The sequence below is a fragment of the Mesorhizobium opportunistum WSM2075 genome (assembly GCF_000176035.2).
GTDB lineage: Bacteria > Pseudomonadota > Alphaproteobacteria > Rhizobiales > Rhizobiaceae > Mesorhizobium > Mesorhizobium opportunistum.
Genome location: NC_015675.1, coordinates 2,049,629 through 2,075,864, shown reverse-complemented (window position 1 = coordinate 2,075,864; position 26,236 = coordinate 2,049,629). Strand labels below are relative to the sequence as shown.

29 protein-coding genes are annotated in these 26,236 nt (G+C 63.0%); 17 read left to right on the top strand and 12 right to left on the bottom strand.

What is annotated here, in order from left to right:
• Nucleotides 1–18: 18 nt before the first annotated feature.
• From flgK to MESOP_RS09900, 7 genes are all read left to right on the top strand, one after another.
• On the top strand, nt 19–1,473 hold the full coding sequence (flgK, locus tag MESOP_RS09930) for a flagellar hook-associated protein FlgK (protein WP_013893198.1): 1,455 nt from the start codon (nt 19–21) through the stop codon (nt 1,471–1,473).
• Between the two features lie 4 nt (nt 1,474–1,477).
• Entirely contained in the window at nt 1,478–2,521 is a 1,044-nt protein-coding gene (locus MESOP_RS09925; protein WP_013893197.1) for a flagellar hook-associated family protein, read from the top strand.
• Nucleotides 2,522–2,549: 28 nt separating this feature from the next.
• Entirely contained in the window at nt 2,550–2,897 is a 348-nt protein-coding gene (flaF, locus tag MESOP_RS09920) for a flagellar biosynthesis regulator FlaF (protein WP_013893196.1), read from the top strand.
• Complete coding sequence (gene flbT, locus MESOP_RS09915; RefSeq protein WP_013893195.1) at nt 2,894–3,337, top strand: flagellar biosynthesis repressor FlbT; 444 nt, start codon at nt 2,894–2,896, stop codon at nt 3,335–3,337. Before flaF ends, flbT begins: the two co-directional genes overlap by 4 nt.
• 11 nt (nt 3,338–3,348) lie before the next feature.
• Nucleotides 3,349–3,744, top strand: a complete 396-nt coding sequence (gene flgD, locus MESOP_RS09910; protein WP_031250183.1) for a flagellar hook assembly protein FlgD — start codon at nt 3,349–3,351, stop codon at nt 3,742–3,744.
• A 12-nt stretch (nt 3,745–3,756) separates the two neighbouring features.
• On the top strand, nt 3,757–4,023 hold the full coding sequence (gene fliQ / locus MESOP_RS09905) for a flagellar biosynthesis protein FliQ (protein WP_013893193.1): 267 nt from the start codon (nt 3,757–3,759) through the stop codon (nt 4,021–4,023).
• A gap of 335 nt (nt 4,024–4,358) precedes the next feature.
• Complete coding sequence (locus MESOP_RS09900; protein WP_013893192.1) at nt 4,359–6,002, top strand: MFS transporter; 1,644 nt, start codon at nt 4,359–4,361, stop codon at nt 6,000–6,002.
• Between the two features lie 21 nt (nt 6,003–6,023).
• On the opposite strand, the gene MESOP_RS09895 is transcribed toward MESOP_RS09900, so the two are convergent.
• A complete protein-coding gene (locus MESOP_RS09895; RefSeq protein WP_013893191.1) occupies nt 6,024–7,805 on the bottom strand; it encodes a chloride channel protein in 1,782 nt (593 codons plus the stop codon).
• A 130-nt stretch (nt 7,806–7,935) separates the two neighbouring features.
• On the bottom strand, nt 7,936–8,235 hold the full coding sequence (locus tag MESOP_RS09890) for a putative quinol monooxygenase (protein ID WP_013893190.1): 300 nt from the start codon (nt 8,233–8,235) through the stop codon (nt 7,936–7,938).
• Nucleotides 8,236–8,351: 116 nt separating this feature from the next.
• On the opposite strand from MESOP_RS09890, the gene flhA reads away from it, so the two are divergent.
• From flhA to MESOP_RS09875, 3 genes are read left to right on the top strand one after another with little or no spacing between them, the layout of a single operon-like run.
• On the top strand, nt 8,352–10,439 hold the full coding sequence (gene flhA / locus MESOP_RS09885; RefSeq protein ID WP_013893189.1) for a flagellar biosynthesis protein FlhA: 2,088 nt from the start codon (nt 8,352–8,354) through the stop codon (nt 10,437–10,439).
• Nucleotides 10,436–11,188 (top strand): flagellar biosynthetic protein FliR, encoded by a 753-nt coding sequence (fliR, locus tag MESOP_RS09880; RefSeq protein WP_013893188.1) that lies wholly within the window; start codon nt 10,436–10,438, stop codon nt 11,186–11,188. The genes flhA and fliR overlap by 4 nt, the downstream gene beginning before the upstream one ends.
• A gap of 1 nt (nt 11,189) precedes the next feature.
• Nucleotides 11,190–11,573 (top strand): hypothetical protein, encoded by a 384-nt coding sequence (locus MESOP_RS09875; protein WP_041164048.1) that lies wholly within the window; start codon nt 11,190–11,192, stop codon nt 11,571–11,573.
• A 93-nt stretch (nt 11,574–11,666) separates the two neighbouring features.
• Here MESOP_RS09875 and MESOP_RS09870 read toward each other — a convergent pair whose 3' ends face one another.
• The 4 genes from MESOP_RS09870 to MESOP_RS09860 are packed head-to-tail and all read right to left on the bottom strand — an operon-like array spanning nt 11,667 to nt 14,336.
• Nucleotides 11,667–12,512 (bottom strand): DUF1194 domain-containing protein, encoded by an 846-nt coding sequence (locus tag MESOP_RS09870; protein ID WP_013893186.1) that lies wholly within the window; start codon nt 12,510–12,512, stop codon nt 11,667–11,669.
• Between the two features lie 39 nt (nt 12,513–12,551).
• Nucleotides 12,552–13,247 carry a hypothetical protein gene (locus tag MESOP_RS09865; protein ID WP_245265065.1) on the bottom strand — a complete coding sequence of 232 codons (696 nt, stop codon included), beginning with the start codon at nt 13,245–13,247 and terminating at the stop codon, nt 12,552–12,554.
• Complete coding sequence (locus tag MESOP_RS36540) at nt 13,244–13,375, bottom strand: hypothetical protein (protein ID WP_013893184.1); 132 nt, start codon at nt 13,373–13,375, stop codon at nt 13,244–13,246. Before MESOP_RS36540 ends, MESOP_RS09865 begins: the two co-directional genes overlap by 4 nt.
• Nucleotides 13,359–14,336, bottom strand: coding sequence for a DMT family transporter (locus MESOP_RS09860; RefSeq protein ID WP_245265064.1), 978 nt, complete (start codon nt 14,334–14,336; stop codon nt 13,359–13,361). Before MESOP_RS09860 ends, MESOP_RS36540 begins: the two co-directional genes overlap by 17 nt.
• Nucleotides 14,337–14,507: 171 nt before the next feature.
• Here MESOP_RS09860 and MESOP_RS09855 point away from each other — a divergent pair, with 171 nt between their 5' ends.
• From MESOP_RS09855 to MESOP_RS09840, 3 genes are all read left to right on the top strand, one after another.
• Complete coding sequence (locus MESOP_RS09855; protein WP_013893182.1) at nt 14,508–16,493, top strand: BTAD domain-containing putative transcriptional regulator; 1,986 nt, start codon at nt 14,508–14,510, stop codon at nt 16,491–16,493.
• 215 nt (nt 16,494–16,708) lie between these two features.
• Nucleotides 16,709–16,996, top strand: coding sequence for a hypothetical protein (locus MESOP_RS09850; protein ID WP_013893181.1), 288 nt, complete (start codon nt 16,709–16,711; stop codon nt 16,994–16,996).
• A 305-nt stretch (nt 16,997–17,301) separates the two neighbouring features.
• A complete protein-coding gene (locus tag MESOP_RS09840) occupies nt 17,302–17,823 on the top strand; it encodes a hypothetical protein (RefSeq protein WP_013893180.1) in 522 nt (173 codons plus the stop codon).
• Between the two features lie 89 nt (nt 17,824–17,912).
• Here the strand turns inward: MESOP_RS09840 and MESOP_RS09835 are convergent, their stop codons facing one another.
• The 4 genes from MESOP_RS09835 to MESOP_RS09820 all read right to left on the bottom strand — a co-directional run bounded on the left by MESOP_RS09835 (nt 17,913) and on the right by MESOP_RS09820 (nt 21,809).
• Nucleotides 17,913–18,323 (bottom strand): hypothetical protein, encoded by a 411-nt coding sequence (locus tag MESOP_RS09835; RefSeq protein ID WP_013893179.1) that lies wholly within the window; start codon nt 18,321–18,323, stop codon nt 17,913–17,915.
• 337 nt (nt 18,324–18,660) lie between these two features.
• Nucleotides 18,661–19,794 (bottom strand): substrate-binding protein, encoded by a 1,134-nt coding sequence (locus MESOP_RS09830; protein ID WP_013893177.1) that lies wholly within the window; start codon nt 19,792–19,794, stop codon nt 18,661–18,663.
• Nucleotides 19,795–19,868: 74 nt separating this feature from the next.
• On the bottom strand, nt 19,869–20,141 hold the full coding sequence (locus tag MESOP_RS09825) for a hypothetical protein (RefSeq protein ID WP_013893176.1): 273 nt from the start codon (nt 20,139–20,141) through the stop codon (nt 19,869–19,871).
• Nucleotides 20,142–20,231: 90 nt separating this feature from the next.
• Nucleotides 20,232–21,809: an HD domain-containing phosphohydrolase gene (locus tag MESOP_RS09820; protein WP_013893175.1), complete on the bottom strand. Its 1,578-nt coding sequence runs from the start codon at nt 21,807–21,809 to the stop codon at nt 20,232–20,234.
• Nucleotides 21,810–21,947: 138 nt separating this feature from the next.
• Here MESOP_RS09820 and MESOP_RS09815 point away from each other — a divergent pair, with 138 nt between their 5' ends.
• From MESOP_RS09815 to MESOP_RS09800, 4 genes are all read left to right on the top strand, one after another.
• Complete coding sequence (locus MESOP_RS09815) at nt 21,948–22,559, top strand: rod-binding protein (RefSeq protein WP_041164045.1); 612 nt, start codon at nt 21,948–21,950, stop codon at nt 22,557–22,559.
• A 13-nt stretch (nt 22,560–22,572) separates the two neighbouring features.
• Nucleotides 22,573–22,995: a hypothetical protein gene (locus MESOP_RS09810; RefSeq protein ID WP_013893173.1), complete on the top strand. Its 423-nt coding sequence runs from the start codon at nt 22,573–22,575 to the stop codon at nt 22,993–22,995.
• A gap of 29 nt (nt 22,996–23,024) precedes the next feature.
• Nucleotides 23,025–23,540: a hypothetical protein gene (locus tag MESOP_RS09805; protein ID WP_013893172.1), complete on the top strand. Its 516-nt coding sequence runs from the start codon at nt 23,025–23,027 to the stop codon at nt 23,538–23,540.
• Between the two features lie 208 nt (nt 23,541–23,748).
• Nucleotides 23,749–24,033 (top strand): SCP2 sterol-binding domain-containing protein, encoded by a 285-nt coding sequence (locus tag MESOP_RS09800; RefSeq protein WP_013529756.1) that lies wholly within the window; start codon nt 23,749–23,751, stop codon nt 24,031–24,033.
• A gap of 80 nt (nt 24,034–24,113) precedes the next feature.
• Here MESOP_RS09800 and MESOP_RS09795 read toward each other — a convergent pair whose 3' ends face one another.
• Nucleotides 24,114–24,683 carry a GNAT family N-acetyltransferase gene (locus MESOP_RS09795; RefSeq protein WP_013893171.1) on the bottom strand — a complete coding sequence of 190 codons (570 nt, stop codon included), beginning with the start codon at nt 24,681–24,683 and terminating at the stop codon, nt 24,114–24,116.
• Nucleotides 24,684–24,836: 153 nt separating this feature from the next.
• Nucleotides 24,837–25,970 (bottom strand): ornithine/lysine decarboxylase, encoded by a 1,134-nt coding sequence (gene odc2, locus MESOP_RS09790; protein WP_013893170.1) that lies wholly within the window; start codon nt 25,968–25,970, stop codon nt 24,837–24,839.
• Between the last annotated feature and the right edge of the window lie 266 nt (nt 25,971–26,236).

Genomic DNA, 26,236 nt, shown 5'->3' with positions numbered 1-26,236 from the left:
CGCCCGTGAAAGACCAGCATGTCGCTATCCTCCGCATTGAGTATCGCCCAATCGGCGCTTATGAATACCGCGCGGCAGACCAGCGTTGTCTCGCGCAACATCGCCGACGCTTCCAATCCGGATTACACGCGCCGCATCTCCGTCATCACCAGCACGGCGCCCGGCGCTCGTTTCGTTGATGTCCAGCGTGCGGCCAACGACCTGCTGTTCCGCCAGAACCTCGGTGCCCTGTCGGCGTACAGCGGTCAGAACGCGCTCTACAGCGGCATGGATCAGCTGGACGTTTCGGTCAACGGTGTCGACAACGCGTCCTCGCCCTCGGCGGCGATCGCCAATCTGCAGCAGGCGCTGCAGCTCTACGCCACATCGCCGTCCAATCAGAATCTCGGCTCGAGCGTCATCGACGCGGCCAAGCAGGTCGTGCGCTCCCTGAATGAAGGCTCCAAGGCCATTCAGGATTTTCGAACCCAGACGGACGGCCAGATCGACACGGCGGTCAAGGACCTTAACTCGCTGCTTGGCCAGTTCCAGGACGCCAACCAGGCAGTCATGTCCGGGACCCGTTCCGGCACCGATGTTTCCGACGCTCTCGACCAGCGCGACGCGCTGCTGAAGAAGATCTCGAACTATGTTCCGATCTCGACTTTCACGCGCGGCGACAACGATATGGTCATCACCACGGGCGACGGCACGACGCTGTTCGAGACGATACCGCGCACGGTGAGCTTCACGCCGGCGGCCGGCTATGCCGCCGGAGCCGCCGGCAACACCGTCTATATCGACAACGTGCCGATTTCGGCGGGAACCGGTGGCAACACAACCGCCAGCGGCACGCTTGCCGGTCTGCTGCAATTGCGCGACGGCGTCGCCTCGACCATGCAGAGCCAGCTCGACGAAACCGCACGCGGCTTGATCACCGCCTTTGCCGAGACCGCACCGTCGATGCCCAACGCCGCCGGCCTGTTCACCTGGTCTGGCGCGCCGGCCGTACCGGCGGCAGGCACGCTCGTCAACGGCCTTGCCGGCACGATCAGCATCAATGCCGCGATGGATCCAAGCGTCGGCGGCAATCCGACATTGCTGCGCGATGGCGGCGCCAACGGTTTGGCCTATGTCGCGAACACCACGGGCGGCGCCTCCTATTCCAACCTCCTGATCGCTTATGGCGACCAGCTCGACAAGCCGATGACGTTCGATTCCGCGGCAGGTATTTCGGCAACGTCCAGTGTTTCCGACTACGCCGCCAATTCGATCGGCTGGCTCCAAAGCGTGCGCCAGCAGGCTTCGACCGCCGCCGACGCCAAGGAGGCATTGGCCCAGCGCAGCGCCGACGCGCTGTCCAACGCGACCGGGGTCAATATCGACCAGGAAATGTCGCTGATGCTCGATCTCGAACACACCTATCAGGCATCGGCCCGGATGATGAAGACTGTCGACGACATGATGACGGCGCTGTTGAGCGCGGTGGGATAAAGCCATGACTTCCGTCTCTTCTGCTGCCCTTTCGAACGCCGCGCGCTATCAGCAGATGCGCATGCAGGCCGATCTTGTCAAAGCCACGAAAGAATCCTCGACCGGCAGGATCGCCGATGTTGGACTTGCGCTGGGTGGCCGCACCGCCCAGTCCGTAACCTTCTCGCGCGATCTCGACCGGCTCAACGTCATTGTCGATTCGAACGGACTGGTCGCGGCCCGGCTTTCATCGACCCAGACCTCGCTCGGCCAGCTCTCAAGCGTCGCGCAGACCTTCCTGTCCAGCCTGACCACGGCATCGTCGGGCGACAACTCCGACAGCCTGACCCAGTCGACCGGCCAGACGACGATCCAGCAGCTTGCCTCGATCCTCAACACCAGCGTCAACGGCGAATACCTGTTTGCCGGCACCAACACCGACGTCAAGCCGATCAACGATTTCACCGCGCCCGGCTCACCCGCCAAGGCCGCCTTCGACGCCTCTTTCGTCGCCAATTTCGGCTTCCCGCCCAATGACCCGCTCGCGGCCAACATCACCGCCGCCCAGATGGACGACTTCATCACCAACGACGTCGAGCCGCAGTTCCTCGGCTCTGGCTGGCAGACCAACATGTCGAATGCCACCGACCAGCAGATCGTCAGCCGCATCGCGCTCAACGAAACCACCGAGACCTCGACCGGCGCCAACAGCGACGGCATCAAGAAGCTTGCCATGGCCGCTGCCATGGTCAGCAGCCTGATGTCCACCAACATCAGCCAGGCTGCGAAAGATACGATCGTTAGCCGCTCGCAGATCTTGGTCGGCGAGGCGCTGAGCGGCATCGCCCAGGTCCAGTCGGAAACCGGCATCGTCCAGAAGCGCGTCTCGGACGCCAGCGACCGCATGAAGACGCAGGTCGACCTGTTCGAACGGCACATTCTCGATCTCGAAGCCGTCGACCCGGCGGAAGCCGCGACCCGCGTCGCCGATCTGACGCAGCATATCGAGACGTCCTTTGCTCTGACGGCGCGCCTGCAGCAGCTCAGCCTGTTGAATTACCTGACCTGACAACTCCAGCGGAACGGTAGAGCCAACGATGTACCAATTCTCCTACGCCGACGTCCAAAGCACCTCCGTCTCGGACGCCAAGGACCGTGAGCGTGAGCTTTTGACCCGCTCGATCGACATGCTGTCGGCGGCCGCCGCCGCCGGCCAGGATTCGATGGAGGCGGTGGAGGCGCTGCATTTCACCAACCGTGTCTGGACGACCTTCGTCGAGGATCTCGGCTCCAGCGACAACGCGCTTCCCAAGGAATTGCGCGCCAACCTGATTTCCATCGGCCTGTGGCTGCTGCGCGAGGCGGAGGATATCCGCCAGGGCCGCACCGACAATTTCGAAGGGCTGATCGAAGTGTCCCAGATCATCCGCGACGGCATTCAATGACCAACACGCTGAAGATCTCGTTGAAGCCGAACGAGAAGATCTACATCAACGGCGCCGTCATCCGAGTCGACCGCAAGGTTACCGTCGAACTGATGAACGATGTGCAATTCCTGCTCGAGAGCCATGTGATCCAGGCCGAAGAGGCCTCGACACCGCTCAGGCAGCTGTACTTCATCCTGCAGGTCATGCTGATGAACCCGGCCGGCGCGGACGAAGCGCGCGAGATGTTCCGCCGCTCCCTGCCGCTATTCCTGGCCAGCTTCGAGGACGCCGATATCTGTCGCACGCTGAAGCAGATCGACCGCATGGTCGGCGAGGACCATATCTACGAGGCATTGAAGGCGATCCGTTCGCTTTATCCTCTCGAACGCCGCGCGCTTGGCGGCAATGACGATGTTCCGGGCGCGTCGCGCCCGCTTGCCGTGGGAGCACGCTGCTAATGACCGTGGACATGACGACGACGATACCGGTTGGCTCCAATTCGACCACCACGTCGACCTCGAAGACAGCGGTCGACTATCAGTCCTTCCTGAAGCTTCTGATCGCCGAGATGAAGAACCAGGATCCGACCAAGCCGATGGATTCGACGCAATACGTCGCCCAGCTCGCCACCTTCTCGCAGGTCGAGCAGTCGGTTCAGACAAACACCAAGCTCGAGCAGATCATGCAGTCCTCGGCACTGTCGCAGGCCGACGCGATCATCGGCCGCACGATCACCTCGGCCGACGGCAAGACCACCGGAACGGTGGCTTCGGTGACGCTCGCCAGCAACGGACTTATCGCTGTGCTGCAGGACGGCACCCAGGTTCCCGTCGGCGCAGGCGTGTCCATCAAGCCGGCAAGCTAGGCCAACCGCCACATGAACGAGGCCGACGCACTCGACATCGTCCAGTATGCGGTGTGGACGGTGCTGACCGCGTCTGCTCCGGTCGTGCTGGTCGCCATGGCGGTCGGCATCGGCATCGCCCTCATCCAGGCGCTGACGCAGGTCCAGGAAATCACCTTGACCTTCGTCCCGAAGATCGTCGCCATCATGCTTGTGGTGGCGCTGACCGGCCCGTTCATCGGGGGCCAGATATCGGCCTTCACCAACGTCATCTTCGAGCGCATCCAGAACGGGTTCTGAGCCTAGAAGTATCCGTTTTGATCAAGGGGTTTTAGGGACCCATTCTTGCTGCGCTTTGAGGAGGGCGTTTGCGAGGGTCGGCATGGAGCTTTTCCTTCGCTTGCATGCCGGCGGCCAGACCGCGGGCCACCTCCCGAGATGCTGCATGCCGCGAGGCGCGTTGAGATAAGGCATCCGGCAAGCCAGCGGAAACGTGGCCCTTTGCTATCCCCTTGTTGGACCATGATCTTCCGCGCAAGACATTCGCCCTTTGCGGCGCGATGCCATAGTTTCGGCAAACCATCCGGGGAAACGGATCAGCGCAAGGATCAGCACGCCGTGGCAGGAACCCATCCATGATTGACGAAAAACCGGAAAGCGAAGGCGTCTCGGCGCTGGCACCCTTCCGGCATGGCATCTTCCGCGCCGTATGGGCCGCGAGTCTCGTCTCGAATTTCGGAGGCCTGATCCAGGGCGTCGGCGCTGCCTGGATGATGACCACGATCGCCACCTCGCCCTATCAGGTCGCGCTGGTCCAGGCCTCGACCACCTTGCCGATCATGCTGTTCGCGCTCGTCGCCGGCGCCATTGCCGACAGCTTCGACCGGCGCAAGGTGATGCTGGTCGCACAGAGCTTCATGCTGGTCGTCTCGGTGCTTCTGACCGTATTCACCTACTGCAATTTGCTCACGCCCTGGACGCTCCTGGCCTTCACCTTCCTGATCGACAGCGGCACGGCGCTCAACAGCCCCTCCTGGCAGGCTTCCGTCGGCGACATGGTTCCTCGCAACAAGGTGCCCGCCGCCGTGGCGCTGAACTCCATGGGCTTCAATCTGACGCGCAGCGTCGGCCCGGCGATCGGCGGCATCATCGTCGCCGCCGCTGGTGCCGCGGCTGCATTCGCGGCGAATGCGGTGAGCTATATCGGCCTCATCGTCGTGATGGCGCGCTGGAAGCCCGATGTCCCGGCATCGACCTTGCCGCGCGAGTCGTTGGGCGCGGCCATGGGCGCGGGCCTGCGCTATGTCGCCATGTCGCCTAACATCGGCAAGGTGCTGGTCAGGGGCGCGGCCTTCGGCTTCAGCGCCGGCGCCGTGCTGGCGCTCCTGCCGCTGGTGGCGCGCGACGTCGTCAAGGGCGACGCCTTGACCTACGGCATCATGCTCGGCGCCTTCGGCATCGGCGCCGTCGGCGGCGCGCTGATCAGCGTACGGCTGCGGCAATTGCTCTCCAGCGAGACGATGGTGCGCTGCGCCTTCGCCGGTTTCGCCGTCTGTGCCTTCAATGCGGCGATCAGCCAGCATGCCTGGCAGACATCGCTTGGCCTGCTGGTCGGCGGTGCCTGCTGGGTGATCGCGCTCTCGCATTTCAACGTCACCGTGCAGATGGCGACGCCGCGCTGGGTGGTCGGCAGGGTGCTGTCGGTCTATCAGACCGCGACCTTCGGCGGCATCGCGCTCGGCAGCTGGATCTGGGGCGTCGTCGCCGATGCGCATGGCGCCGAGACGGCGCTGATCGCGGCCGCCATCGCCATGCTGGCCGGCGACGCCATCGGCCTTGTGCTGCCGCTGCCGCAGCAGCAGGTGCTGAACCTCGACCCGCTCAACCGCTTCAAGGAGCCGCATCTGGCACTCGACTTGAAGCCGCGCAGCGGCCCCATCGCCATCATGATCGAATATGTGATCCGGCACGAGGACGAGGCGGAATTCCTCGCCACCATGGCCGAACGCGGACGCATCCGCCGCCGCGACGGCGCCCGCAACTGGACGCTGGCGCGCGATCTCGAAAATCCCACGATATGGATCGAGCACTATCACACGCCGACCTGGCTCGAATATGTCAGGCACAATAGCCGCATCACCCATGCCGACGCCATGGTCGGCGAACGCCTGCGGGCGCTGCACAGCGGCGACGAGCCGCCGCGCGTGCGTCGTGTGATCGAGCGTCCGACGACCGCCGGCACGGCGCTCGTGATGGCCAAGGGACCGATCGAGCATTGACGACGATCGCGGACCGCAGCTTTATCCTTCGCCCGACAGATCCCGGCGGGCCTTTTCGAGTTCCTCGGCGTAGCGCCGCATCAAATGGCCCTCGGTCAGAAGCCCGAGCACGATGTGATCGGTGAAATCCTCGACCACGGCCAGTTCTTCGGCGCCGGCACGCTGGAACGTCTCGGCGGCGGCCTGCACGTTCATGCTGGGCACCAGGACAGCATCCTTGTACTGGGCAAGATCGCGCACCGGCACCTCGCCGCCGGCTTGATCGCTGTGCAGTTCGGCCACGATCAGCACGCCGACATACTCGTCACCCGGATCGACGGCGATAACGCGCTGGGCCGAGCCGAGCGGGATTTCCTTGCGGAAGACGTCCAGCGTCGTCGAGGCATCGATCGTCCTGATGTCCTTGCGCATCATCGAGCCGACGGTGAGGCTTCGCATCCAGCCGACGTCGTGGGCGCTGCGGATCGTCTCGCCACGCAGATGGAAGCGCCATGTCGAGAACGAGTAGCCGAAGGTCTCGCGCACCAGGATGGCCGACATGATCGAAGCAGCCAGCACGACACCGGTGAGCGTCAGGTCGCGGGTCGATTCCAGCGCCAGGAAGGTCATCGTCAGCGGACCGCCGACGACACCGACGGCAAGCGACGTCATGCCGACGACCGCCGCCACGGAAGGGTCGATACCGGTCGCCGGCGAGACCAGCGCCATCACGCCGCCGAACGCCTTGCCGAGCAGCGCGCCGAGAAACAGCGAAGCGAAAAACAAGCCGCCGCGAAAACCGGAGCCGAGCGAGACGGCTGATGCCGCGAGCTTCAGCACGAAGACGCTGGCGACAACGGCCAGACCGTAATTCATGGCGAATTCGCGATGCAGCGCGCCATGGCCGCTGGACAGGACCTGCGGCGTGATCAGTCCCAGCAGGCCGACAATGACGCCGCCGATGACAGGGCGCAGCGAGGCATCGATGGACAGCCTGTTGAACCCGCGTTCGATCAGCGTCACCAGTTGCATGATGGCGATCGAGGCCGCACCCCCGAGCAGCCCAAGCATCAGGAACGGCACATACTGGCTGGGGGTGAGCGCCGGCAAGCCGGCAAGTTCCAGCGGAAACGGCACGCCGCCGAACATTTCCGCCGTCAGCGAAGCCGAGATCGCGGCGGTCATGACCGGCGCGACGTTGGCGACCGAATAGATGCCGATGACCAGTTCGAAGCCGTAGAACGCCCCCGTCAGCGGCGCGTCGAAGGCGGCGGCGATGGCGCCGGCGGCACCGCAGCCGACCAGGATGCGGACATCGTTGCGGCGCAGCCTGAACATCCGCGCCAGCCGCGACGCCACGCCGGAGCCGACCTGCGTATAGCCCGCCTCCAGGCCGACCGAAGCGCCGAAGCCGCTGGAGATCATCGTCTGGCCGACGATGATGAAGGTGTCGGTCAGCGACATGCGCCCGCCATAGAGCGCGTTGGCCTCGATCGGATCGACCGGCGTGCGGAATTTCCGCTTTCTCAGCCAGATCACGCTCAGTCCGAGCAGGATGCCGCCGATTGGCGGGATCAGCGCCTGCATCGGATTGGCGAGCGAGAACATGCCGGAAAGCCGGCCACCCGGTTGGACGCCAAACAACAGCCCGTGCATATCCTGCACGATCTGGCTCATCGCGGTGACCAATATGCCCGCCATGACGCCGATGATGCCGGCCAGGATGACCACCGCGATGCCGCGCGCCTCGAGCAGCGGGATCGACCTCAAAAGCACCGCGCGCAGCCGGCGGGCGTAGACTTGCGGTTGGTTTCTGGAAAGCACCGGGGCGGCTCGCCGATATCGGAAAAGGCAACGGAAAGCCGCTGATACGCCCGCCGACACCGCATGGCAACCACAATGGCGACATGGAAGGCGCCGTTGTGGCCAAGAGGCCGCTCATTGCGTGAAGCGCTCAGGTCGGCATCGGCTCGCCTGCCTCATAGAGCACGAGATTGCGCTCGCCGATGCCCAGCGCCGGCCAGCTCGAGCGCCACTCGGCGATGTGCGGCGAACGGAAATGCGCATCGAGGGCAAGCCTGTCTCGCCACACTTCGGTGACGCGGATCAGCCCGGCATCGAGCACGTCGCGTGCATAGGAATATTCGAGGCAGCCATCCTCGGCGCGGCTGCCCGAGATCATGCGCTCCATCGCGGACTTAGCCTCCTCGAACTTGTCGGGCGGCAGGCGGATGGTGCCGATGATCAGGAGCATGGGTCTTCCTTTTTGCGAGACGTCGGAGCGAGCCACTTTCCCACCCTCGCGCAAGCTTGGCCAGTTACCCTCGCCCGGTTGTCGCATGCGCGGCAGCACATGGTTCGAGGACTTCAATGGCGATCACCGAAAGCATCCAGCCAGGCGCGGTGGCCAAGAATGGCCGCGACATCTTCTTCGCGCTCGGCATCGTCGTCATCCTGGCCGTGCTGTTCCTGCCGATCCCGGCCTTTCTCATCGACATCGGCCTCGCCTTCTCGATCGCGCTTTCGGTGCTGATCCTGATGGTGGCGCTGTGGATCCAGCGGCCGCTCGATTTCTCCTCGTTTCCGACCGTGCTGCTCATCGCCACCATGCTGCGGCTATCACTCAACATCGCCACCACGCGCATGATCCTGTCGCACGGCAATGAGGGCACGCACGCCGCCGGCTACGTCATCGCCGGCTTCTCCAAGCTGGTGATGGCGAGCGACTTCGTCATCGGCCTGATCGTCTTCATGATCCTGATCGTGGTGAACTTCATCGTCATCACCAAGGGCGCCACCCGTATCGCCGAAGTCGGCGCCCGCTTCACGCTGGACGCCATCCCCGGCAAGCAGATGTCGATCGACGCCGACCTTTCCGCCGGCATGATCGACGACAAGACCGCGCAGTTGCGGCGACGCGAACTGGAGGAGGAGTCCTCCTTCTTCGGCTCGATGGACGGCGCTTCGAAATTCGTCCGCGGCGACGCCATCGCCGGCCTCATCATCACCGCCATCAACATCGTCGGCGGCATTGCCATCGGCTACATCAGGCACGGCATGGGCATGGGCCAGGCCGCCGACGTGTTCATCAAGCTGTCGGTCGGCGACGGCCTCGTCACCCAGATCCCGGCGCTCATCGTCTCGCTCGCCGCCGGCCTGCTCGTTTCCAAGGGGGGCACCCGCGGCTCGACCAACCAGGCCGTGTTCGGCCAGCTCGGCGCCCATCCGCGAGCCCTTTATGTCGCGGCGGCGCTGCTGGTGCTGCTCGGCCTGATGCCCGGCCTGCCGCTCTTCCCGTTCTTCGCGCTGGCCAGCGGCATGGCCGGCCTCGGCTACATCATCCCAATGCGCGCCAACCGCGTCCTCGCCGAGGCCGAGGCGCTGAAGGACAAGGAAAAGGCAAGCAAGGTCGAGGAGGAGAAGAACTCGGTCAAGGCCTCGCTCGCCACCGCCGAGATCGAGCTTCTCATCGGCAAGCAGCTTTCGACCCGTCTCCTGGTATCGCACCAGGAGCTGGTCTTCCGCATGTCCAAGATGCGCAAGAAATTCGCGCAGCAATACGGCTTCGTCGTGCCGGAAGTGCGCGTCGCCGACGATTTCGCCATCCCGCCGAAGAGCTACCAGATCAAGGTGCACGGCACCGTGGTCGCCGAATACCAGATGCGCGTCGGCGAGATCATGGTGCTGCTCGGCAATCGCGACGTGCCCGAGATACCGGGCGAGGAGATCCGCGAGCCTGCCTTCGGCATGCGCGCCTATTCCGTCATGGAAACCTTCGCCGAGGATTTGAAGCGCGAGAACTACACCTTCGCCGACAACATGTCGGTGCTGCTCACCCATCTCTCGGAAGTCATCCGCAACAACCTGCCGCAGCTTCTGTCTTACAAGGACATGAAGGCGCTGCTGGAGCGCCAGGACCAGGAATATCGCAAGCTCGCCGATGAGATCTGCACCACGCACATCTCCTATCCCGGCCTGCAGGCGGTGCTGAAGCTGCTGCTCGCCGAGCGTGTCTCGATCCGCAACCTGCATCTGATCATCGAGGCCATCGCCGAGATCGCGCCGCATGTGCGCCGCACCGAGCAGATCGTCGAACATGTCCGCATCCGCATGGCCCAGCAGATCTGCGGCGACCTCTCCGAGGGCGGCGTGCTCAAGGTGCTGCGCCTCGGCAACCGCTGGGACCTCGCCTTCCACCAGAGCCTCAAGCGCGACGCCAAGGGTGAGGTGCGCGAGTTCGACATCGATCCGCGCCAGCTCGAGGAATTCGGCCAGGACGCCACCAAGGCGATCAAGAAATTCCTCGAAGCCGGCGAGCGTTTCGTCCTTGTCACCGCGCCCGACGCCCGCCCCTATGTGCGCATGATCATCGAGCGCCTGTTCACCACGCTGCCGGTGCTCTCCCACGTCGAAATCGCCAAGGGCGTCGAGATCAGGGTGCTCGGGACCATATCGTGAGCGTTCTCTCGCAGAGCGTCGTCATCGCGGCGTTCCTCGCCTTCTGCCGCATCGGCGCCTGCTTCATGCTGATGCCGGGCCTGTCCAGCGCCCGCGTGCCGGTCCAGGTCAGGCTGTTCGTGGCGGTCGCCGCCACCGGTGGCCTGCTCGCCTTCCTGTGGGACAAGATCTTTCCCTTCGTCGATGCGCGCCCGCAGATCCTGGTGCCGATGATCATCTCGGAACTTCTGGTCGGCGGGCTGATCGGCGCCATGACCAGGCTCTACATGGAAGCGCTACGCTTCATGGGCTCGGCCATCGCCATGCTGATCGGCTATGGCGGCTCCGGCGGACCGGCGATCGAGGAGCCCGAGCCGCAGGCAGCCCTTGCCGCCATCATCTCGTTCTCGGCGCTGCTGATGCTGTTCGTCTTCGATTTCGACCACGAAATCATACGCGCCCTGGTGACGTCCTACACGGTCGCGCCAGTCAACATCTTCTTCAACCCGCAGGCGGCCCTCGTCGATGTCGCCGACACGGTGTCGGACACGTTCTTCCTGGTCATCCGCCTCGGCAGTCCCTTTGTCGCCTACGCCCTTCTCGTCAACCTGACGATCGGCTTCGTCAACAAGCTGACCCCTCAGATCCCGATCTACTTCATCTCGCAGCCCTTCGTCATCGTCGGCGGCATGATCATCTTCTATTTCGCCATCGGCACCATGCTGTCGCTGTTTGTCGACGGCTTCGTCGACCTGACGCTGGCGAGGTGACATGAGTATGCGCAAGGACCGCCTGCGGAAACTGGTCAAGGTGCAGGAACAGCTAAAGGCGCTGCACGAGACCCGCCACGCCACCTTCCTGGCCGCGGCAAACGCCGCCGAGGCCGAGGCCAAGGAGCTGATCGGCCATTTCGACCAGGACAATTCCCTCTCCAGCCTGTTCCCCGATCTCTACCACCGCCGCATCGCCCAGGCCGTCGTGCGCCAGGAAGAAAACCTGGAAAGCGCCAGGCAAGAGGCCGGCCTGATTGCCACGGCAAACGCGCGCACCAACATGGTCGAACGCGCCTACAAGGACGTGCGCAACCGCGACGAGCGCGAACGCTCCGACCGTGAACGGCTGGATTTGATCGCGCAGAAGCGAAGCCAGGAGTAGCCGAGGGAATTCTGTCTATGATCCTGCAAGCTGACGCTGGCAGCGACCATGCTGGAGATTGCTGCTGCGCCATCTCCCGGCGCCGCCTAGCCTTCACAGCGGGTGGTCGACGTTCATACTTACTTCAGTGACCAGCTTGCGACGAAGGGCCATGACATAGTCGTCCGGCCCCTTCGGCGTTATGACGAAGGCCTGGGAACCGCCAATGACCGATTTGGCAAAATAGGATGCCAACGTATTGTCGGGGTTCTCATCTTCCATCGGGATGGCGATCGCGTTGATCGTGTATCCCTTGGCAATGGCGTTCAACCTGCTCGGCTGAACAGGAAGCCCATCGTTGTTCTCGCCATTGGAAGAGATGTCGATTACTTTCCTGGCCGCCTTTCCAGGAAACTGGTCGAGCAGAAGACTGCCGATGTCGATGGCTGAGGAAACGGATGTTCCTCTGCGTCCTCTGCGGGTGATCCCGGTATCGCCTTTCTTGCTGATCACCGATGCTGCCGCTCTGGCGTCTTCCAGCCCGCAGATGTTTGTCCACGGAAGCACAGTGCGTGCGTGTCCGGGACTCGACCATTCAAAGTAAGCCACGCTGATGCAGCCAACATAGTTCCGCGCGATGGCCGCGATGATCTCTGGCGACGTGAGCGCGGCGGCATGACCCTCGCGCTGCAGGTCGGCAATCTTCGGATCGATCGAGGATGAGAAATCGACCGCGAATACGATGGCGACATCGACATCGGCGGCATGTGCTTGCGGCCCCCAAAACATCGAAGCGGCAAGTGCCCCCGCCAGTCCAAAGTACGAGCTAACCCGCTTTGCCGGCCACCTGACCGATCGCTTCGCCGGCTCCGGAATGCCCTTCCCTCTCATCCGCGGCTGCTCGTGAAAGGAGCCTGTCACAGACAAGCCAGTTACGTCCTGATGCACAGTTGCGCACATGTCATTCTCCATCGAGCAGCCGTTTCAAAGCGGCCATTTTCAGCATGTGGAAATTTGGCGAGGGATCCCCACGCCGAACAGCAGCAGATCGGCCCTGGTCCACAGAGCGTAACAACCAAGCAAGGTCAGCGGCATGGCGAGTACCGCGAAGGATCCGCCCAACCAGACCTCCTGCAAGGCCCAGCCCAGGGCGACGGCCGCCGCCAAGATCGCGGGCAACCGGCTGGCAAGCACCGCGCTGCGGAATGGATCGGGCCAGGCGGCCGGCCACACCGGAACCTGAGTGCCCGGTGTGTGGAAGGTGCTGCCGAATTTGCCCAGGGCGTGCAGCAGGCCGGACGTCGCCGCAAGCAGAGGATCGCCGAGCAGCAACAGAGCGATGCCGAGCCCGATCGCGCCCAGGCCTGACAGGAAGTCGCCGAGACGGTTGAGGGCGAGATCGGGAGGATCCTGCCTTGCCCAAGCTCGGTGATAGGCTTCGCCGCCGCAGAAGAAGACCAGAGTAGCCAAGGTCAGCGCAACCGTGCCACGGCTGCCAGCGAAATGGTCCATCATCGCCGTGATGACAGCGCTTCCCTCCTGCAAGCCGACAGGCGCGTCGGCGATCTGGATTGCAAAACCGACGACGAGGCCGAGCGCGTTGCCGCTGTTGTAATAGCCGCCGGGTCCCCTCATGCGGGAGCGAAGCGCCGAAGCAAATTGTGCGAGCGGAACAAGGTTTGCTGGTGCGGTCACCACGGCACCCTCGCGACAAATCCGGCCGCCATCGACAAGGCGAACGCCGCCTGGCCGATCAAGATCATCGGCGCCGTGCCGGGCGGCAGCCGGATCTGGAACAAGTTGGCATCAACGGCAAGGGACATTGCGTTCCTCCACTGGACCTAAACTGTTGGGGGGACGATCGCCTGCCCAGGTTGCAGGCACGGCTGCAAAGGCAGAAGCCGTGTCCAAGGGATCATTCGAAGCGACCCGCAAGGGCCCGCCTGCCTGCGGCGTTCGGTTCGACATTGCGACAGACAGGATCGCACCCAGGATGATGCCGGCACCCAATACGCTCGCCGATGAGTTACGCTCGCCGAGAAAGATCGCCGCGCCCAGTGCCCCGAAAACGCATTCGGCACTGACGATCACGGCGGCGTGGCTCGCCGGCGTGAAGCGGAGGGCAGCCGTCTGTATGCCGAAGGCAATTGCGGTGGAGAACAGGCCGAGGACCGCCAGCTCCGGGGCGGCTGCGAATGCAGCGGCCAGCGACAGGTTGCCTTGCGTTGCCCCGAGCGGCAGGGCGAAGGCCGCGGCGCCAAGAAACTGTGTCGCGGCGGCGGTGAACGGTCGCGCGTGGGTCTGCATGTGCCGGCCCAATTCGATGGTCCAGAGCGCATAGCAGGCAGCCGAAAGGATGGCGGTTAGATCGCCGCCGCTGAGGCCGGTGATCCCATCCGACAAAAGCAGGGCTCCAACCACGGTCAGCCCGGCAGCGACTGTGAGGCTCGCTGTCGGGCGTTCGCCGATGAGCAACCAGGCGGCTAGTGGCGTCATTACCGTTGCCGTGCTCACAAGGAAGCTTGCATTGGTGACGGAGGCGCCGACATAGCAAAACTGCTGAAGCGTGATGGAGATTGCAAACAACGCCCCCACCCTGGCCAAGCTGGAATAATAGCCCAGCCCAACCGGCAGCCGCCTTTCGGTCATGATGAAGGGCAGCACAAGAAGCCCACCGATCAGACAGCGCAGGCCTACCGCACTCAGCGCGTCGAGATGAACAAGCACCGTCTTTTGCGCGACATTGCCGAAGCCCCACAAAGCGGCTGCAAATAGCAGCAGCAAATTGGCTTTTGTCCTGGACACTCGCCCCCCCAAACCAAGTCTTCCGTTGACTTGGCTCACCTAATTTAGGAAAGCCTACGTTACTTGCCGTTACGGCAGCATTTGAGCGCGGGGGCCAACGGCGGCGAAACGTTAGTTTCGAGTTAGGATTTCGTCAGGCTGGGATAGCGAATGCGAAGTGAGGACAGCGGCGCTGCAAACAGAATCTCACTCTTCGGCGGGTTCCGGATTGATAATGAAACGGCCGGTCCGCTTCGGCTGACCGGGAAAAGGGGGCCAGCAATCATTGCTTATCTGGCCCTGAGTCCGGGTATGGCGGCGACACGGGAGAGGCTGGCGGACCTGTTATGGGGCGACAGCGATAGCGAACATTCGCGCAATAGTCTTCGGCAAACCCTCAGCGTCTTGCGCCGGGATCTATCGCTTGCAGGAGTGGATCTTATCCACTCGAGCGGAGAGTCCATCAACCTCGGGCCTGAGCTGGTTCGGGTCGACGTGCAGGAGTTCGAAGCGGGTCTCGCGGCCCGGTCCGCGCACGAACTCGAAACGGCTTTGGCGAGCTACACCGGCCCATTTCTCGACGGACTTTATTTGGGAAGCAGTGGGTTCGATGACTGGGTCTCATCGGAACGCGACAGGCTGCTCGGCCGCGCTCTTGTGTCTTTCGAAAAACTGGCTCGCCTTGTCGACTCTGAAACCGGGCTGGTCCTTGCCGATCGCCTTCTGGCCATGGAACCGACGCGGGAAGAATCTTACCGGCTCAAGATGGAATTATTCCTCGCACGTGGCCAACGCGACAGGGCGATCAAGACATACGAGACCTGCAGAAGCATGCTGAAGAAGGAGTTCGGTGTCGAACCTGGCCCTGAGACGCGGGCGCTTTGGCAATCCCTGCTCCTTGCTGCCGAGACGGCGTCAAATGTTCCGTCGGCAAATGGTATTCCGACCGGCCAGCGCCTCGGGCGCCCGTCTATCAGCGTTGCCGATTTCACCAATCTGACCGGAAAACAAGGCGATGATTTTTTCGCCAGGGGGCTCGTCCAGGACATCACCACGGCCCTCTCCGAGGTAGCCGACTACGTCGTGCTATCCGCGCCTCCGTCCATGGAGAAGAAAGGCCCCGGCGAAGAAGACAAAACGCCGGGAATGCTCCGGGCGCAATATTTGCTCAGCGGCAGTGTCCAGAGATCCGGCAATGGGCTGAGGGTGAACATTCAGCTTGTCGATACTGCGGGCGGCCAGCATGTCTGGGCCCAGAAATTCGACGGCAACTCAGAGAACGCGCTCGAATTCCAGGACAGGATCGCGCAGTCCGTTGTTCTGGCCGTGATCCTCGAACTTCAACTGACCAACTGGAAAGTCCGTGACAAAAGCCCGCCTGGCCCCCCTGAAGTGCGCAGGTTGGTGAACGAGGCTCTCATGAAGTATTTTGAGATGACCCAGGATTCGCTGTTGGTCGGGATTGAGCTTGCCGAGAAGGCCCTCTTGATAGGTCCCGACAACGCCCGTGCAAAGCGGACGCTCTCGATCGTGACCTCCATGGGCGTGGCGTTTGGCGCACTGCCTCGGGAGGAAGGGCTGATCGAGCGTGCGCTTCAGCTTGCGGAAGCCGCGGTGAGGGCCGTGCCGGACGATGAAATTGCCCGGTGTATCCTGTCATTCGCACTCGAAAGTTCTGGCCGTATCGACGAGGCGGTCGTCGAGTCCCGCCATGCAATCAGCCTCAACCCGAACTATCCAAGCGGTCACGGCGATATTGCGATGCTGTTTGCCCTCCGCGGACAGATCAGCGAAGCAGTCCGCGAGGCCAACGAGGCAATTCGGCTCGGGGCGCATGACGTCATCGACTTCTGGCGTCACCACGGCTTGGTTGTGGCGCTGTTTGCCGGCGGAGACGATCAGCGGGCGCTCGAAGTCGCCCGCAGGGTGGTCAGGACAAAGCCGGGCTTCGTTCGAGGCGCCCTATATTGGGCTGCGGCCGCGTCGGCAACCGGAAACAACGAAGAGGCGTCCCGGGCCATCCACCATTGCCTCTCACAACTTCCACATCTCAACCTGGGCAATGTCTGCCCTGGTTTTGTGCCACGTTATGTGAAGGATCATCAGCACTCGAGATTCCTTGAAATGTTGTCGAGAGCCGGCCTTCCCAGTTCCTAGAGCAAGGTGAGAAATCGCGGCCGGTCTGTGATCGGTTGGTCTCAAGGCAATTTCCTCCTGCCGCTCTCCAGTTTCTTCCAAGACGTTCAAATTTGAGCTTCCGTACTCACGCTTTGTCGAGAGTATCTCCTGTAATCACTTGAACCTCCTGCGCCGAAAGTTTTAGCCGTTCTGAATCGCCGGCGGCGACGATGACGATGAAATAGGAGAACGCAATGACTCGCAATCACGTTGAACGTCTTGAAGAGTTCAGGGAAATCCTGATCGCGACTCGACGCGAAGGAGTCCGCAACGTGCACCATACTCGCGACGCGATGCGGGCAAGCGGCTTTCAGATCGGAGACAGCGACGGCTCTAGCTACGGAGCCGAACTGAAGGCGCTCCAAGAGGAAATCGAGGCCGTCGATCGCGCCATCGAAGACGAGAAGCGGTTGGTTTTGGCCCTCGAGAGCGCGGCTCAATCCCGTCGACCGGCTAAACCGAGAATCGTGAAGGGAACATAGCTTCAGGTACGGCCGTTGGCGCTGGTCGCGCCGATCGCCCGCGGTCTGGTGTCGGGCTCGCCGCCGTGGCGTGCACCCCTGGCGTCATCCGTTGCCATCAAACGTCGGGACAGCCGAAGCTGCCTTCTGCCGAGGTTGTCAATGCTTCGGGCATTGCGCTTGGCATTGTTGCCTTTGCGTCTGCTGAAATTCACGCGGGTGGGGTCAGTTCTCCGCTTGGCCGCTGTTCGCGATGGGCCAGTAGGCCCAACTCTACGCCCCTAGCACCAGCATATCTGGGACCCTAAACATCTCGGTAGAGACTAATGTTCGCGCCAAGTGAGCTTTTGTTGAGTTTCGAGGGAGCGTTGCGAAACAGCTTCCGGTCCTTCTGCATATTGAAACGAGCCGCAGTTGTAGCCGTAAGCGTCAGCATGCAGTTTTGCCCGGCGGTGGCCCACTCCTCAGAAGAGCAGGACGTGCGCTGCCCCCCTGGTCGCAACCAGGATCCGTATCTAGTTTGGAAAGGTGTTGCCGATCCGGCGCAAGCAAAGCTGTTCCTGAGAAAACAGTTAGCGGACATCGGGAACTTAAATGACTTTTCCGTTTGGCTTAAATGCCAAGGTTTTGAAGTAAAGGTTGACAAATCTGGCTTTCACAACCCCTCACCCGAAGCGGTGGTGATCGCATCGTTCGTGATCAAAGGCAAGAACAGACATCCTTTGTGGAACGAGCGGGTAGCTTTTTTGTTTGGCATTTGGCCAAAACTCTATGCCCACAATCTGAGAATCTATGTTCGCAACGGGCATGACGTATCGCGAATCACAATTGAGCACACGGTTGAATAGGCTGCGACTAAACGACAAGTGAGATCACCAAAGCCAGCAAGCCGATGCTGGTGAGAACGGCCCGCGCTACATGGGCATATTCCCAACGATCACGAAGTTCGGTCCAATCCGGCTGCGGACCGTCGCGCTTCCCGCCAACCCCGAAGAAGGCTGCGCCAGGCGCGCCCACCGGCGCGCCTTCCATCCAGTATTTGTTTACCGGGTGGATCGCGAGCCAGTAGATCGCGACCGTTGCCAGCAAGGCAAAAAAAAGCGAGCAGGACAGCCCAGAAGGCAGTGGTTCCAGCCGGGACCAGGAATAGCAGGAGACCGGTCACGACGACACTCAGCGGTTCGGCCGCGCCGCCGATCGTGAAGCCGGGATAATAGATGTGCTGCACGGCGCGATATGTGCGCTCGTCGAGGCGCATCTTGCCTGGAAGCTCCAGGGCGTGTGCGACCGATAGCGCCATGGGCAGCGCGGCGATCACGACAGCCACGACTTGCAGCAGGCTGTACATTCCTCGCCTCCGGGTTCGCCATCGACAATACTCGACTCTGTGGGGCGAACGCCGATGGGCACGCGATGTTCCATTGTAGCATCTGGATTTGAGGCCTTTTGGCGCCAGGCAACAGGCAGGCCTGATTGCCATGGCAAACGCGCGCACAAACATGGTCGAGCGCGCCTGCAAGGACATGCGCAACCGAGACGAACGCGAACGCTCAGACCGCGAACGGCTGGATTTGACCGCGCAGAAGCGAAGTCAGGAGTAGCCGTGGAATTCTGTGCCGTTTGGGTGGCGAGGGCAACCATCTACCCGTCCGCCACCCTCCAGGAACACTGATCGGCGCCGTGGCTCAGCCGGCTTTGCTAAGGTGGAGTTCATCGGCAAGTACACGTTCGTTGGGATCGATCGGACCCAGGTTCTTGACGACCCGGAAGCGACCGCCCTGCGCCTGCGCGATGTACATGTTCATGCGAACATGGTGCTGGCCGGGGACCATTTCGGCCGGGCCGCCTGGGCCCTCGCTGATGCGGGCGTGATCGAGTGCCCGGATGACCGCGCCCTGATCGAGCGTGCCGGCTTCGTTCACTGCTGCTTCCCACATCTTGATTGCCCGGTAGTGGCCAGTGCAGCCGCTGCCTGCGGTCAACATGGCGCTGCCGGAGAATCGGTCCTGGTAGCGACGCAGGAGTGCTCGGCCAAACGGATCCTCGAGCTCCTGATAGTAGTCGAGGCAGCTGTAGAGGCCTTCGATCTGTTCGGACGGCACGAGATTGAAGAAGTTCTCGTCGAAGTAGGTGCAGACGATCTTGCCGCCGCGTTTGCCGAAACCGGCCTTGTACAGCTCTTCGAAGAACGGTGTCAGGCCCGGCGGAACGATGGTATTGAAAATCACGTCGGTGCCGCTCGCCATGATCTGATGCACAGTCCGCCTGAAATCGATGGTGTCCAGCGGAAAATACTCCTCGCCGACGATCTCGCCGCCATTGGCACGCACCACCCGGCTCGCCGCCTTGTTCAGCAGATGGGGCCAGATGTAATCAGCCGACGGCAAATAAAACCGCTTCGCGCCGGTGCTGCTCATGAGCCACGGTATCAATGGCTCAACCTGCTGCGCGGGGACGGGTCCCGTGCAGAAGATCAGGGGATGGTTTTCCTGTCCCTCATACTGCTCGGTATAGATGTAGAGCGTCTTGCCCCGCGTAACCGCCTCGCTCTTGATGGCCTGTCGGGTTGAGCTGTAGATGCCGCCTACGACCAGGTCGACCTTGTCGACGTCGATCAGTTTCGCGGTCCTTGCCTTGGCGGCGCCGTCGATGGTTTCGCCATCCTCGACGACAAGCTTCAGCGGCCGGCCGAGCAAGCCGCCCCTGGCGTTGATATCGTCGACGAGCATGGTGGTGAGGTTCGCATTGGCGATGCCCATGAAAGACAACGGGCCGGTGAGTTCGGCGATAAGGCCGATCTTGATGGGTTTCGGATTCATTTGATCTCTCCAAATCTGGGGGGTTCGTCGGGCGCGCCGCCGCCGGGTGGCAGGCGGCACTCAGCGAGGGGACCTCAGGCCTCGTAGTGGCCGAGCAGGAGTGCTGCCTGCGGCTTGCCGACATGGCCGGCTTCCTGCAGGATCGCGGGCACCTCCGGATCCGACACGAAATTCTTCCAGCCCTCGGCATCCCAGTCGAAGATCGCCCAGATGCGGTCTGGCTCGCTTGGGTCGCGGAAGACGGTCGCACCATTCGAGCCGTGCAGCCGGCGCTTATCGGCGCCCTTGGTCGAAAAGATACGGATGAAGTGGTCGATATCAGCCACTTTGGTCGTTGCGAGAAGCATTTGATTTCCTCCTGTCGGTCGCGGCCACCATTGGTCCGTCGACAGGATCACGATGCGCGCCCCGGAGCGGGCGCACATGGGGTGGATTCCCTATGTCTGCGTCTCGCCTGGCCGGACAAGGCCATGCTCGACCGCATAGAGCGCTGCTGCCGCGCGGGTGGTCACACCGATCTTGGCATAGACGCTCTGGATATGGTGGTCGGCGGTCTTGGGCGAGATATCCAGCTTGCGCGCCGCTTCCTTCGCCGTAAGGCCGGCGGCAATCAGGCGCAGCACCTCGATTTCGCGCGGCGTCATTCCAGCCAGCGGCCGGGGCGGCGTCCGGCGCGACGGCTGCCCGGCGAAGGACAGCACGGCCTCGGCAGCGTCAGGGCAGATGCAGCCCTCGCGAACGGCGGCACGTAACTGGCTTGCCGCCGCATCACTGGACAGTGCCCGGCGGTGAGGGCGTTCCTCTCGCGACGTCTGGAATGCTTCGGCAGCGGCCAGGATCCTCGCCGCCGGGGACAGGTCGGAGGCGTGGACCTTGCGGTGATAGCCCGAGCCGTCCAGGCGTTCGTGATGGCGAAGCACGAGAGCGGCCATCGCTTCGCCCTCGCGACCGAACGAGGCCAGCGCCCGCTCGCCGTAATAGGCATGCAGCTGCGCCGCGTCGCGCTCACGGACAGACAGCGGGCCGTTACGCATCCAAGTCGCCACCGGCACCACGAGTTCGCCAATGTCGTGGATACAACCCGACCAGCGCAGCGCACGCAGGTCGGCGGCGGGAAGCTTCATTTGTCCCCCGGCTCCCTCGGCCAGTTGCGCCACCATCCGTGAATGGCCGTAGGTAAGCGGCATGCGCATGTCGATCATGTCCGCGATAGCAAGGAACGCCTCGTCGCAGCCTGCCTCGTCCAGCGTCACCGGCGGATCGGGCTCGAGCGCCAGTATCGTCTCGCGGTCGACCGTCGCGCCGATCCCCTCCATCAGCGCCGGCGCGTTGGCTGAGACGAGCCGGGCCAGATCCGCTTCGTATGGGCCATCCGCGCGACTGGCTATGGTTTCGGCCATTTCCTCGATGCCGACGGCTTCGCTGAGCGCGATGGCATCCTGCGCCAGCGTAATCAGGCGCACGGCTGGCAGGACATCCTCGCCGCTCAATCCACGCGGCAGGCCCTTGCCGTCCCAGCGTTCGTAGATCTGCCCGAGATTGTGCCGAATCTCCTCGGAAAGGCCGAGCCGTTGGCCGATCCGCTGCGCGACCTCGCAATGCGCTGTAAGCACCGGGCGCGCGACCGCGAGCGCCTGCGACATCGCGGCCTCGATCGCCCTGGCCTGCGTGTCAGGCTCGAGATCGTAGTAGACCCGCTTGAAGGCCTGCACGAAGACCCTGCCCAGCTCCGCCCGATTGCCCATGTCAAGACCGACAAGATCCTGACGGAGCGCGATTTCGTCGCCGAAGGTGGCCGACAGAAGGTCCGTGTCGGCATTGCAGCCGACATAGCGCAGCATCGACTGGTGGTAAGCATTGCGCCGAATCTCATCGGAAACACCCCCAAGCGTGGCGATCCGCATTGCAAGCACGCAAGATTTCAGCGCGAAGTCGCGAGAATGGCCAGTGGCGAGATCGGAAGCATAAGCCAGGACCATCATGAAGTCCGCGCGGCGTATCGAGACGTCTGTCATCGCACACCCCCCCAGTGAGCTCTATGCTAGCCCCGTGGGCCGTCAATACCTAGGGAAAATCGCAAGCTTGACGTATCGACGCGCGCCTGCATTCCGCCTCCCCTCTCCCTCGCAAGCCTGCCACAAGCTTGTTGAGGCATGGTCTGGCCAAGGAAACCCGGCAAAAGGCGGACTTTCTTGGCCATTTCTCCACCCAGCGACATCGTTATGGATGTCGCCCGAGCCGCGGAGCCGGCGGACATCGAGGCTGCCCGCGCCGCGCTGACCAAGCGCGCCGGCGGTGCTGCCGGCACGTTCTCGGTCGACGCCGCCGCGTCGGTCGATGCCGGCTCGATCCTGTCGCGCGCCACGGCCGACAAGGCTGCCGCGACAGCCGACCCGGCCAAGAAATTCAAGAAGTTCGAAGCGATGGTCTTGCAGACCTTCATCCAGAACATGCTGCCCAAGGACACCGAAGGCGTCTACGGCACGGGTCTCGCCGGCGACATGTGGAAATCGCAGCTTGCCGAGCGTGTCGCCGACGTCATGGCCGATCGCGGCGGCATCGGCATCGCCAAGTCGCTGCTCGCCGACCACTACATGGACGGCAAGCGCAAGGTGCCGATCGGCCCGGTTTCAAATGGACCGGAGAAGACCGAGATCGACCAGCAAACCCGTCTGTCCACTTCGCTCGTCCAGGAATGGCAGCGCAAGGCCGCAAGGTCGATGACCGGCGATGAGATAACCACAAAAACAGACATCAAGATCTAAACTGGGAAACGCCATGGCCGACATTACGGAATTCACCCCAAACCTGCCGGCGCGCACGACAGAATCGGAAACACCGATCCAGTTCGCACGGCCTGGAAACCTGGCCGCCATCATCGGCCGCATCGAGGAAGTGGTCGAGGAAGAGACCGCCGGCATCCGTAGCGACACCAGCTACGACCTCAAGGCGTCGAACGCCCGCAAGAGCCGCTATCTCTATGAACTGACCCGCGCCATGAAGGGCGGCAGCGAGGTCGAATTCCTCGAGCAGCACCGCGAGGGCCTGACCCGGCTGCGCCAGAAGCTGGCGAGGAACGAGGCGGCGATCCTGGCGCATCTCTCCGCCGTCAACGAGGTTGCCGGCCTGTTGCGGACGGCCATTCAGCGCGCCGAGACCGACGGCACCTACTCCGCCGTTGAATTCGGCAGGAAAGGTTAGGGCGCGATGATTTCGGGCTCGGGCTCTCGATGATCAAGGTCATTGCCATCGCGGTCTGGATCTGCGCCGCCACGCTCGGCGCGGTGTTCTATTCGTTCCAGGCAGCGGGTGAAAAAGGTGTCGGCGAAACCCCGAAGCCGATGCTGGGCGGGTTGGACTACGTCAAGACCGACATCATTTCGGTGCCGCTGATCCACAACGCCTCGATCGACGGCTACTTCCTGACCAAGCTCGTCTACACTGTCGAGCCGGAGCAGATAAAGAAGCTGTCGATCCCGGCCGACGCGCTGATCACCGATCAGGTCTACACCTACCTCTATTCCAATCCCCAGATCGACTTCACCAACAAGCAAACGATCGACCTCGATGCCTTTCGCGCCGCGATCCGCGACACCATCAACACCCGTGTCGGCGCGAACCTGGTGCATGAGGTCCTGATCGATCAGGTCAACTTCCTGTCGAAGGACGAAATCCGCGACAACTGGCTGCGCCGCAAGAAAAGCGAGACCGCAAGCGAGATGACCAAGGCGTTCAAGGACCATTGAGCCTCGCAAGGTGCTGCTCGTGTCGACGCCGGCATGTGCGGCGATAGGAACCAGCCCCTGCAAACCGCGTTGACGTAAACGTCAATCCAAAGCTATATGCGGCAGCGATCATGATCGCCAAAGATGCGGCACGGGCTTCCGCCGGACCGAAATGCCCTGCGCTACAGATACAACCAGACAAGCAGATGCAACCAGACAGGAGAACAGCGTGAGCGTTCAGGAGATTGCCGAGAAGATCAAGTCACGCGTGGCCAGCAGCGGGTTCGATCGTTCCGTGAAGTTCGACACCGGCAGCGACGGCGTCATCGTCATCGACGGTGCCACCGTATCGAACACCGATGCCCCGACCGACTGCACCATCAAGCTCTCGCTCGACGACCTGGACTCGCTGATCGCGGGCGATCTGAACCCGACCATGGCGTTCATGACCGGCAAGATCAAAGTCGAAGGCGACATGACGGTCGCCATGGCGCTGAGCCAGTTGATCGGCTGAGTGCGCGGCCGCTTGAACGCGGCTCTTTGAGATCAAACGAACGCCGCCGAAAGGCGGCGTCCGTTTGAGGGGTTGGTGCCTCAGGCCGCCAGTGTCGGCGCCTGCGCCTTCAGCTTGCGGCCGGCAGCCTTCAGCGTGCCCGCGGCACCATCCAGCGCCCCGTCCACCAGTTCCAGCGCCAGCAGGCGATGCCGCTCATAAGGTCCGGGCATGGCGAGCGAACCGGTCCTGGCGGCCGAGAACCCGAAGCGTCCGTAGTAGGGCGCATCGCCGACCAGAAGGATCGCCGCGTGGCCGAGGCGCGCCGCCTCGGCGATGGCGTGACGCATCAGCGCCGAACCGATGCCGGCATTCTTGAGCGACGGGTCGACCGCAAGCGGGCCAAGCAGCAGTGCGGCCGCACCGCCCTCGCCCAGCCTGACATCCCACAGCCGCACCGTGCCGGCAACGCCGCCCGAGGCATCGCGCGCGACGAAAGCCAGGCCTTCCGAAGGCCGGCGGCCGCGCCGCAGCTTCTCCGATGATTTGGTCTTGCGCTTCGGCCCCATGGCACGATCGAGCAAGGCTTCGCGCGCCGCGACGTCGGCAACGGTTTCCGCGACCATCACGAAGGCCGGCGCATGAGCTACGAGTTCAACTGACATTTCCATTTCCGCAATCCCTGGCGAGCGGAGATCTGTTCCACAGGCGAGCCCGGGTGGGCGACAGCCGCCCACCTGGGATGATCCGATCGGCTCTCTCAGCGCATTTTCAGGCGAAATCGTGTCCGGTTCGCCGTCCGAAAATGCGCCGAGGAAGCGCCGTCAGATCACGTAGGATCGGAGAGGCTCGAAGCCGTTGAACGCGACCGCCGAGTAGGTCGTCGTGTAGGCGCCGGTGCCTTCGATCAGCACCTCGTCGCCGATGGTCAGCGACAAGGGCAGCGGATAGGGTGTCTTCTCGTACATCACGTCGGCCGAATCGCAGGTCGGGCCGGCGAGCACGCAAGGCGCGGTCTCTGTGCCGTCATGACGGGTGACGATCGGGTAACGGATCGCCTCGTCCATCGTCTCGGCCAGGCCGCCGAACTTGCCGATGTCGAGGAACACCCAGCGCACATTGTCGTTATCGGCTTTCTTCGAGATCAGCACGACTTCCGACTTTATGACGCCGGCATTGCCCACCATGCCGCGGCCCGGCTCGATGATGGTCTCCGGGATCGCGTTGCCGAAATGCTTGCGCAGCGCCGAGAAGATCGCCTGGCCATAGGCTTGGGCCGCCGGCACGTCGCGCAGGTAGCGCGTCGGGAAACCGCCGCCCATGTTGACCATCTTCAAGACGATGCCTTCCTCGGCGAGCGTCGCGAAAACCGTCTTGGCGTCGCGCAACGCACGGTCCCAGGCGGTCAGGTCGGTCTGCTGCGAGCCGACGTGGAACGACACGCCATAGGCGTCGAGGCCGAGGCCCTTGGCATGGCGAAGCACGTCGACTGCCATCGCCGGCACGCAGCCGAACTTGCGCGACAGCGGCCATTCGGCGCCCTCGCCGTCGGTCAGCACGCGGCAGAACACGCGCGAGCCTGGAGCGACACGGGCGACCTTCTCGACCTCCTCGACGCAATCGACCGCGAACAGGCGGATGCCGAGCTGGTAGGCGCGTGCGATGTCACGCTCCTTCTTGATGGTGTTGCCGAAGGAGATGCGGTCCGCCGGCGCACCGGCGTCCATCGCCATCTCGACTTCGGCAACGGAAGCCGTGTCGAAGGACGAGCCCATCGCAGCAAGGAGACGCAGGATTTCCGGCGCCGGGTTTGCTTTCACCGCATAGTAGATCCTGGAATCGGGCAGCGCCTTCTCGAAGGCGCGGAAATTGTCGCGAACGACATCGAGGTCGACGACGAGGCAAGGGCCGGTCGGACGTCGGGTGGCGAGGAAGTCGAGGATGCGCTGAGTGGCCATCGGTATCTCCATCACGCCTTTCGGCGCGCACAAGGGTGCGGACGCGGGCTTTCGGCCTCGCGAACACGCGGTGGACAAAGGCGGGACGTCAAATCATGGAACCAGCCGGTGGAGACCCCGGAACCATGAAACGCCGTCTCGCGGCGATGAACCTTAGCCTTGCCCGGCTTCGGTTCGCTTTGTCTGCCTTGGCTTGGATTGGGAGAACCCCGTTCCGCACTGCCGGCAATGATGGTGTGCCTCTTCAGTAACCCCGGTCTTTGGAC

Excerpts from the sequence above, each read along its gene's own strand:
- fliQ (WP_013893193.1), top strand. The coding sequence starts at position 3,757 with ATGAACGAGGCCGACGCACTCGACATCGTCCAGTATGCGGTGTGGACG.
- flgD (WP_031250183.1), top strand. The coding sequence starts at position 3,349 with ATGACGACGACGATACCGGTTGGCTCCAATTCGACCACCACGTCGACC.
- flbT (WP_013893195.1), top strand. The coding sequence starts at position 2,894 with ATGACCAACACGCTGAAGATCTCGTTGAAGCCGAACGAGAAGATCTAC.
- MESOP_RS09830 (WP_013893177.1), bottom strand. The coding sequence starts at position 19,794 with ATGAATCCGAAACCCATCAAGATCGGCCTTATCGCCGAACTCACCGGC.
- MESOP_RS09855 (WP_013893182.1), top strand. The coding sequence starts at position 14,508 with ATGCGAAGTGAGGACAGCGGCGCTGCAAACAGAATCTCACTCTTCGGC.
- MESOP_RS09925 (WP_013893197.1), top strand. The coding sequence starts at position 1,478 with ATGACTTCCGTCTCTTCTGCTGCCCTTTCGAACGCCGCGCGCTATCAG.
- MESOP_RS09815 (WP_041164045.1), top strand. The coding sequence starts at position 21,948 with ATGGTCTGGCCAAGGAAACCCGGCAAAAGGCGGACTTTCTTGGCCATT.
- MESOP_RS09870 (WP_013893186.1), bottom strand. The coding sequence starts at position 12,512 with ATGTGCGCAACTGTGCATCAGGACGTAACTGGCTTGTCTGTGACAGGC.
- MESOP_RS09820 (WP_013893175.1), bottom strand. The coding sequence starts at position 21,809 with ATGACAGACGTCTCGATACGCCGCGCGGACTTCATGATGGTCCTGGCT.
- flhA (WP_013893189.1), top strand. The coding sequence starts at position 8,352 with ATGGCGATCACCGAAAGCATCCAGCCAGGCGCGGTGGCCAAGAATGGC.
- flgK (WP_013893198.1), top strand. The coding sequence starts at position 19 with ATGTCGCTATCCTCCGCATTGAGTATCGCCCAATCGGCGCTTATGAAT.
- MESOP_RS09825 (WP_013893176.1), bottom strand. The coding sequence starts at position 20,141 with ATGCTTCTCGCAACGACCAAAGTGGCTGATATCGACCACTTCATCCGT.
- MESOP_RS09795 (WP_013893171.1), bottom strand. The coding sequence starts at position 24,683 with ATGGAAATGTCAGTTGAACTCGTAGCTCATGCGCCGGCCTTCGTGATG.
- MESOP_RS09835 (WP_013893179.1), bottom strand. The coding sequence starts at position 18,323 with ATGTACAGCCTGCTGCAAGTCGTGGCTGTCGTGATCGCCGCGCTGCCC.
- MESOP_RS09875 (WP_041164048.1), top strand. The coding sequence starts at position 11,190 with ATGAGTATGCGCAAGGACCGCCTGCGGAAACTGGTCAAGGTGCAGGAA.
- MESOP_RS09900 (WP_013893192.1), top strand. The coding sequence starts at position 4,359 with ATGATTGACGAAAAACCGGAAAGCGAAGGCGTCTCGGCGCTGGCACCC.
- flaF (WP_013893196.1), top strand. The coding sequence starts at position 2,550 with ATGTACCAATTCTCCTACGCCGACGTCCAAAGCACCTCCGTCTCGGAC.
- MESOP_RS09840 (WP_013893180.1), top strand. The coding sequence starts at position 17,302 with ATGTTCGCGCCAAGTGAGCTTTTGTTGAGTTTCGAGGGAGCGTTGCGA.
- odc2 (WP_013893170.1), bottom strand. The coding sequence starts at position 25,970 with ATGGCCACTCAGCGCATCCTCGACTTCCTCGCCACCCGACGTCCGACC.
- MESOP_RS09805 (WP_013893172.1), top strand. The coding sequence starts at position 23,025 with ATGATCAAGGTCATTGCCATCGCGGTCTGGATCTGCGCCGCCACGCTC.
- MESOP_RS36540 (WP_013893184.1), bottom strand. The coding sequence starts at position 13,375 with ATGTCCCTTGCCGTTGATGCCAACTTGTTCCAGATCCGGCTGCCGCCC.
- MESOP_RS09850 (WP_013893181.1), top strand. The coding sequence starts at position 16,709 with ATGACTCGCAATCACGTTGAACGTCTTGAAGAGTTCAGGGAAATCCTG.
- MESOP_RS09890 (WP_013893190.1), bottom strand. The coding sequence starts at position 8,235 with ATGCTCCTGATCATCGGCACCATCCGCCTGCCGCCCGACAAGTTCGAG.
- MESOP_RS09810 (WP_013893173.1), top strand. The coding sequence starts at position 22,573 with ATGGCCGACATTACGGAATTCACCCCAAACCTGCCGGCGCGCACGACA.